Source organism: Methylobacterium sp. J-072 (assembly GCF_022829425.1).
GTDB lineage: Bacteria > Pseudomonadota > Alphaproteobacteria > Rhizobiales > Beijerinckiaceae > Methylobacterium.
Genome location: NZ_JAKSYK010000063.1, coordinates 1 through 7,103, shown reverse-complemented (window position 1 = coordinate 7,103; position 7,103 = coordinate 1). Strand labels below are relative to the sequence as shown.

At 69.9% G+C, this 7,103-nt stretch carries 6 protein-coding genes and 1 pseudogene; 3 read left to right on the top strand and 4 right to left on the bottom strand.

Annotated elements, in window-relative coordinates:
* Positions 1–128, top strand: a pseudogene (locus MKK67_RS06230) (IS5/IS1182 family transposase); the annotation flags it as partial.
* Between the two features lie 5 nt (positions 129–133).
* On the opposite strand, the gene MKK67_RS06225 reads toward MKK67_RS06230, so the two are convergent.
* Positions 134–1,321 (bottom strand): multidrug effflux MFS transporter, encoded by a 1,188-nt coding sequence (locus MKK67_RS06225; protein WP_243962851.1) that lies wholly within the window; start codon positions 1,319–1,321, stop codon positions 134–136.
* A 586-nt stretch (positions 1,322–1,907) separates the two neighbouring features.
* Positions 1,908–3,242 carry a PLP-dependent aminotransferase family protein gene (locus MKK67_RS06220; RefSeq protein ID WP_243962850.1) on the bottom strand — a complete coding sequence of 445 codons (1,335 nt, stop codon included), beginning with the start codon at positions 3,240–3,242 and terminating at the stop codon, positions 1,908–1,910.
* Positions 3,243–3,344: 102 nt separating this feature from the next.
* On the opposite strand from MKK67_RS06220, the gene MKK67_RS06215 reads away from it, so the two are divergent.
* Positions 3,345–3,548: a DUF1127 domain-containing protein gene (locus MKK67_RS06215; protein WP_243962848.1), complete on the top strand. Its 204-nt coding sequence runs from the start codon at positions 3,345–3,347 to the stop codon at positions 3,546–3,548.
* Positions 3,549–3,634: 86 nt separating this feature from the next.
* Positions 3,635–5,554: an ABCB family ABC transporter ATP-binding protein/permease gene (locus MKK67_RS06210; protein ID WP_243962847.1), complete on the top strand. Its 1,920-nt coding sequence runs from the start codon at positions 3,635–3,637 to the stop codon at positions 5,552–5,554.
* A 15-nt stretch (positions 5,555–5,569) separates the two neighbouring features.
* Here MKK67_RS06210 and MKK67_RS06205 read toward each other — a convergent pair whose 3' ends face one another.
* Positions 5,570–5,725, bottom strand: coding sequence for a DNA-binding protein (locus MKK67_RS06205; RefSeq protein ID WP_243962846.1), 156 nt, complete (start codon positions 5,723–5,725; stop codon positions 5,570–5,572).
* Between the two features lie 15 nt (positions 5,726–5,740).
* Positions 5,741–6,649 (bottom strand): NAD(P)-dependent oxidoreductase, encoded by a 909-nt coding sequence (locus MKK67_RS06200; protein WP_243962845.1) that lies wholly within the window; start codon positions 6,647–6,649, stop codon positions 5,741–5,743.
* Positions 6,650–7,103: the final 454 nt, after the last annotated feature.

The following is a 7,103-nucleotide window of genomic DNA, read 5'->3' as shown; positions in this document are numbered from 1 at the left end:
CCCACGCCTGGTTCAACCGCTTCCGCCGCCTGCCCGTCCGCTACGAGCGACGCGCCGACATCTACGAGGCCTTCACAAGCCTCGCGGCAAGCCTCATCACCCTCAACCAGATCAAACGGTTCTGTTAGGCGCTCTAAGCCGCCGATGCCTTCCCCTGGCCGGATCGTGCTTGGCTCAGCCGGGCAGCCGCCGCCAGAGCCGCGACCAGGGCCAGCCCGAAGATCATCGCCGCGAGGATCTCCTGGCTCAACCCGAACGCCGCGCTGGCGCCGAACGCGACCAGGGAGGAGCTGGCGATCTGGAAGAAGCCGATCAGCCCCGACGCCACGGCCGAGCGGCCGTGTTCGCTCGCGATCGCGCCCGCGATGGCGAGCGACATCGACGAGCCGTTCGCCAGGCTCACGAGCAGCATCGGCAGCACCAGGGCGGCCGCTCCGAGGCCGGGCCAAGCCAGCGTCGCCAGGAAGGCGCAGCCCCCGGCCAAGAAGCACGCCACGCCGAGCGCCACGATGGCGTCGTAGGGGAGGCGATCGAGCAGGCGCCGGGCGATCTGGTTGGCGCCGATGATCCCGCCCGTCAGAGGCAGGTAGAGCCAACCGATGCTGGTCTCGGACAGGCCCAGCCGGTCGAACACGAAGGCGGATTGCGTCAGGTACACGAACCAGGCGCTGTAGATCGCGCAGACCATGAGCGTGTAGTGCCGGAACTTGCGATCCTTCAGGACCGCCGAGAATCCCTCGAACGGCGATCGCACGGGACGTCCGGCCGGGCGTGTCTCCGGCAGGAGCGTCACCGTCAGGATCAGCGCCAGGACGCCGAACGCGGCGACGAACAGGAAATCGGCCTGCCAGCCGAAGGCCTTAGCCAGATAGGCACCCATCGCCGGCGCCAAGGCTGGCGACAGGGACACGAACGGATAGACGATGCTGTAGACCTTCGCGGCCGCCGTCCGGTCGCAGGTATCGGCGATGATGGCCCGGCCGAGCACGAGGCCGGATGCCGCCCCGCAGCCCTCCAGCATCCGCCAGACCAGGAAGCCGGTGAAGCCCGAGGCGACGGCGCAGCCGATCGACCCGGCAATGTAGAGCAGAATGCCGACCACGAGCACGGGCTTGCGGCCCCAGCGGTCGGACAGGGGACCATAGACCAGCTGCGCGACGGCCAGCGCGATCAGATAGGCCGAGACGGTCTGCGGCATCTGCCAGTTCGCGATGCCGAAATTTTGGGTCATCGCCGGCATGGCCGGAACGTAGACGTCCGACGCGAGCAGCCCGAACGAGCTGAGCACGGCAATGACGAAGATCAGCGGCGGCGCCAGCATGGCTCAGTCCTGTCCCGCGCGAGACACATTTGCGGTGCGCCTCGCCGACCCGCCGAAGCTACGGTCTACACAGGTTAGAGGCGCATAGGTCGTGCAGGCCGCGACGCGCCCCCTCTCCCGTGCGGGAGAGGGTTGGGGTGAGGGACCCGGTCTTTCCGGAGAAGGCGTATCCCTCACCCTGTCCCTCTCCCGCACGGGAGAGGGGACCCGTGCGTCCCCCAATGCAAACCTGTGTCGCCCGTAACCGAAGGCCGGAACCCGCAATCGGGCCGGATCGCAAATCGAGGCAGCGCCGCAAAGTGGCGCCAGCTTGTCGCCGGGCATTCGCCGCCGCCGATGTAGTCCGCGCGGGAATACCGTGCGCAGGGGCTGCGCCGCTAGCAATCCGTTCCACCCCAAGGTGCAGACCGACGACATCGCGATACGACTCTGCCATGGCGAACGAGGGCGCCCTGCATCTGAGCTTAGGCAGATCACGCGATTCAGGGAAGAAAACCGGTTCTCTTCTTGCCGAGCCGCGTAGATTTTATGGCCAAACTCTTGCGGCCTTGAACGTGCCACCGTCTCAAAGACGACGGCAGCCCCATCACTCCACGACCTGATCGTCCTCCGAGACGGCCAGCCGCCGCAGGCTCCGGAGCGCCTCGGACAGGTCTTCTCGCGACGGGGTCGCCAAGGCGAGGCGGACCGCGTTCGGGGCGTGGCCCGGATTCACCGCGAAGGCCGGGGCCGGGAGCAGGGCGATGCCCCGGCGTAAGGACGCGGCGGCAAACGCTTCCGCCCGCCAGGTCTCGGGCAGTTCGAGCCAGAGGTGATAGGCGCGGGGATCGCCGACCACCGTGAGTCCGGCAAGGATCTCCCGGGCGAGGGCCTGGCGGGAGGCCGCGTCCCGGCGCTTGGCCTCCGCGAGCGTCGCCGCCGAGCCGCCGGACATCCAGTGCAGGCCGGCCGCGAGCGACAGGCCGAGCGCGGTCCAGGCGCCCTGACGCACGGAGGCGGCGAGCCGGTCGGTGAGGTGCGGCGGCCCGGCGATCATCCCGATCGTGAGGGCCGGCATCACCCGCTTCGACAGGCTGTCGATCAGGATCGTCCGGTCCGGCGCCAGGCTGGCGATCGGCTGGGTGTCGGCCAGGAAGCCGTAGACGGCATCCTCGATCGCCGTGAGCCCGGTCCGCTCGAGCACGCGGGCGAGGTCGGCGCGGCGCGCCGGCCCCATGGTCACGCCGAGCGGGTTCTGCAGGGTCGGCTGGAGATAGAGGCCGCTCAGCGGCGTGGCCCGATGGGCCTGGAGGATCGCGTCGGGGCGCACGCCCTCCGAATCCATGGCGAGCGGCACCAGGGTGATCCCAAGGCGGGACGCGATGCCCCGCACCACCGGATAGGTCAGCGGCTCGCAGCCAATCCGCTCCCCCGGCGCCGCCAGGGCCGCGAGGGCGGCGGCGAGCGCCTGCCGGCCGTTGCCGGTGAACAGGATGTCGGCGGGTTTGGGCGCGTAGCCGTCCTGGGCGAGGAACCCGGCTGCGACGGCGCGCGCGCGGGGCGTGCCGTCCGGGCCGTATTGGCTGAAGCCGATCTCGGCGCCCCCGCGCGCCAGGGCCGCCAGGGTCTCGGCCAGCACGACCTCCTGCTCCGGCAGCCGGGAATGGGTCCGCTGCAGGTCGAGGGCCGCAGGCGGCGGCTCCGGCTGGAGATTCACCGCCCGGCCCGGCTCGGAGCGGACGAAGGTGCCGCGGCCGACCTCGCCGGTCACCAGCCCGCGCCGGCCCAGCTCGGCATAGACGCGGCTCGCCGTCGAGACCGCGATGCCTCGGGCATAGGCAAAATCCCGCTGCGGCGGCAGCCGGTCGCCCGGGCGCAGCGTGCCCGCGGCGATCTCGGTCGCGACCGCGTCGGCGACGTGCCGGTAATCCGTGGCCCGCATCATTGCTCCGAGTGCAATGTTTCGATTGATCCGAGATCTTTATCGGTTCAATCCTGGCGCCGCAATCCCGGCCGGACTGCTCCCGTCACCGGATCCTCCGCCATGTCGATCATCACGTTCCCCTCCGCCGCTACGTCCGTGCGCTCCGCGAACCGGCCGGCCCGGCCATCCCTGTTGGGGCTCTGGCGCCAGCGCATCCGGACCCGGAGGTCGCTCGCCGCCCTGCACCCGGACCAGCTGCGGGAGGCCGGCATCGAACCCTGGCGCCTGCGCCACGAGATCCGGAAGCCGTTCTGGAGAGGATGACCGGCCCTGCGGCGGCCGCGGGTGCCCTGTTCGTTCGACGGACCTATATGCGGGTGGAAGATTGTTCCTCGCGCACAGAATCCCGCATGACCGACGACACCGCGCCCCCGGCCGGGTCACCCCCAGCCGAGCGCCCCGGGCTGCTCGCCACCTATCGGCGCCTGTGGCCGCATCTCTGGCCGCACGACCGGCCCGACCTGCAGAGCCGCGTGTTCCTGGCCTTCGGGCTGCTGCTTGCGGCCAAGCTCGTGACCATGGTGACGCCGTTCACCTTCAAGTGGATCACCGACGCCCTGGTCGCCGCGATCGGTGGGAAGGATGCGCCGCTGCCGACCGGCCTGTTCGCCGCCCCGATGCTGCTGATCGCCCTCTACGGGGTGTCGCGGATCGCGATGTCGGCGCTGACCCAGGTGCGCGACGGGCTGTTCGCCAAGGTCGCAATGCACGCGGTGCGTCGCCTGGCGCTCAAGACCTTCGAGCACATGCACCGCCTGTCCCTGCGCTTCCATCTGGAGCGCAAGACCGGCGGCCTCACCCGGGTGCTCGAGCGCGGCCGCGCCGGCATCGAGGAATTGTCGCGCCTGATGGTGCTGACCCTGGTGCCGACCATCGTCGAGTTCGCGCTGGTGCTCGGCGTGCTGGCCTACGAGTTCGACTGGCGCTACGCGCTGGTCGCGTTCCTCACGGTCGGGGCCTATCTCGGCTTCACCTACAAGGCGACCGAGTGGCGGATCGCCATCCGCCGCCGGATGAATGCGTCGGACACGGACGCGAACACCAAGGCGGTCGACTCACTGCTCAACTACGAGACGGTGAAGTATTTCGGTGCGGAGGCCCGCGAGGCCGCCCGCTACGACGTGTCGATGGCCAAATACGAAAAAGCCTCGACCCAGACCTACGTGTCGCTGGCGGTGCTCAATGCCGGCCAGGCGGTGATCTTCACCATCGGGATGACGATCGTGATGTGGCTCGCCGCCCGGGACATCCTGGCCGGGCGCACGACGATCGGCGGCTTCGTGCTGGCCAACACCCTGCTGGTGCAGCTGTCGATGCCCTTGAACTTCATGGGCATGATCTACCGCGAGATCAAACAGGCGCTGATCGACATCGACGACATGTTCCGCATCCTCGGGCAGAACCCCGAGATCGCCGACCGGCCGCATGCGGCGCCGCTGAATGTCGCGGGCGGCACGGTGCGGTTCGAGGACGTGCGCTTCGCCTACACCCCGGAGCGGCCGATCCTGCGCGGCGTCTCGTTCGAGATCCAGGCCGGGCAGACGGTGGCGGTGGTCGGCCCCTCGGGGGCGGGCAAGTCGACCCTGTCGCGGCTGCTGTTCCGGTTCTACGAGCCGCAGAGCGGCCGGATCAGCATCGACGGCCAGGACATCGCTGCGGTCACGCAAGAGTCGCTGCGCGCCGCGATCGGCATGGTCCCGCAGGACACGGTGCTGTTCAACGACACGATCGGCTACAACATCCGCTACGGCCGCTCGGACGCCACCGACGCTGACTTACACGAGGCGGCGCAGCTCGCCCAGATCGACCGCTTCGTCTCCAGTCTGCCGGAGGGCTATGACACCCCGGTGGGCGAGCGCGGCCTGAAGCTTTCAGGTGGCGAGAAGCAGCGGGTCGCCATCGCCCGCACCATTCTCAAGGCGCCGCCGATCCTGGTGCTCGACGAGGCGACCTCGGCGCTCGATTCCTTCACCGAGGCCGAGATCCAGTCGGCGCTGGACCGGGTCAGCCGCGGCCGCACCACCCTGGTGATCGCCCACCGGCTGTCCACGGTGGTCAACGCCGACGCGATCCTGGTGCTCGACCACGGCCGCATCGCCGAGCGCGGCACCCATGCCGAATTGCTGGAGGCGGGCGGGATCTACGCGGCGCTCTGGGACCGCCAGCGCGAGGCCGATGCGGCCCTCGAAGTGCTCCAGCGTGCCGATGCCCCGGTCCTGCCGATCCGGGTCGGGCGCGGGGCGGTACCGGCGACGGAGCCGGCGGAGTAGGGAAGTGCGATCTGCTCAGGCCATGTCGCACGCCCTGGCAACGACCTCGATCGCATCGGCCACGAGGGCGGGGTCGCCGTCCTCCAGAACGGCCTCGATATAGAGGGCGATGTCCTCGGGCGTCTTCAGGTGCTCGGCGGTGTCGTAGGGGAACGTCTCCAGCGCCATCATCACATCTCCTTCGCCTTACGCCCGCCCCCGCGACCGAACCTTCACCCCCAGCAAGTCCTCGAACGGCAGCACCATCGCGCCCTTGTCGCGGTCGCCGTGGCCCTGGCGCAGGGCGGTCTGGTAGGTCGCGGTGGCGGCCGCGGTGACCGGCATCGGGTAATTGCCCTCGGCCGAGATCGCGGCGGCGGCGACGAGATCCTTGTAGGCCGCGCCCATCGGATAACCCTCGTCGAAGCGGCCCTGGAGGATGCGCGGCACGAAGTACTGCGACGCGTAGCTCCGGCTCGTGCCGGTGGTGACCACCTGGGCGATCTGGTCCGGATCCAGCCCCATGGCCACCGCCATCGGCAGCACCTCGGCGAGCGCCGCGATGTTGATGTCGTAGAGCACGTTGTTGATCGTCTTGGTGAGCTGGCCGGACCCGACCGGCCCCATATGCAGGACGCTGGTGCCGATCCGCTCCAGCAGCGGCCGGACCGCCGCGACGGTGTCCGCGTCGCCGCCGCACATCACCGTGAGGGTCCCGGCCTCGGCGCCCGCCGGCGCCCCCGAGACCGGGGCATCGACGAAGCGCCGCCCGATCGCCTCCAGGGCACGGCCGATGGCGAGCGCCTTGGCATGCGCGATGGTGCTGAGATCGACCACGATCGCCCCGGGCGCCAGCCGCTCGGCCAGGCGATCCCCGCCGAACAGGGCCGCCTCGACCACGTCGCCGTTCGGCAGGCACAGGAACAGCACCGCGGCCCCGTCGAGCGCGGCGGGATCCGCCGTCGCGACGAGGCCCGGCGCGTCGAGCCCGGCGAGACACGCCGGGTCGGCATCCACCGCCACGACGGTCTCGGCTTCGGTGACCCGCTTGGCCGCGAGGTTGTGGGCGATGGGCCAGCCCATCGCGCCGAGGCCGAGGATGGCGAGTTTCTGCACCGGACGGCTCCTCCTGCGGCCTCGGACCGGGCCAGCGGCGTTATCTGGGACGGCCCCGCTCGCCGATGCCGTCATTGCGAGCGCAGCGAAGCAACCTAGGAACACGCTCCCTCCGGGGATCGCGCGCTGCACTGGGTTGCTTCGCTGCGCTCGCAATGACGGTGAAGGCCGCGGCCAGCCTTTCAAGCCGGAACTGTATCAGAGGTGTCAGCAGTCGATGCAATCGCGAATGCAGCGAAGCTCCCTTGACAATGTTCCTATTTTGTGCTCATTAGCCGCCACCTGTCCTTCGGTGCTTCGGGAGCGATCCCGCGGCACTCTTCGGGGGTCCGTTCGGTGGCTGACCGGCGGGTTCGGAGGGCAGGGCGGTGCCCGCGTCGGTGGCTCTCAGCCGCCATCGCCCCGGGCGGCGAACCGATGCGGGGCGTGTCTCGGATGCGGGCGTGAGGTCGGG

Bases quoted from the DNA above. Each gene is read 5' to 3' on its own strand.
- MKK67_RS06225 (WP_243962851.1), bottom strand. From the start codon at position 1,321: ATGCTGGCGCCGCCGCTGATCTTCGTCATTGCCGTGCTCAGCTCGTTC.
- MKK67_RS06220 (WP_243962850.1), bottom strand. From the start codon at position 3,242: ATGCGGGCCACGGATTACCGGCACGTCGCCGACGCGGTCGCGACCGAG.
- MKK67_RS06215 (WP_243962848.1), top strand. From the start codon at position 3,345: ATGTCGATCATCACGTTCCCCTCCGCCGCTACGTCCGTGCGCTCCGCG.
- MKK67_RS06210 (WP_243962847.1), top strand. From the start codon at position 3,635: ATGACCGACGACACCGCGCCCCCGGCCGGGTCACCCCCAGCCGAGCGC.
- MKK67_RS06205 (WP_243962846.1), bottom strand. From the start codon at position 5,725: ATGATGGCGCTGGAGACGTTCCCCTACGACACCGCCGAGCACCTGAAG.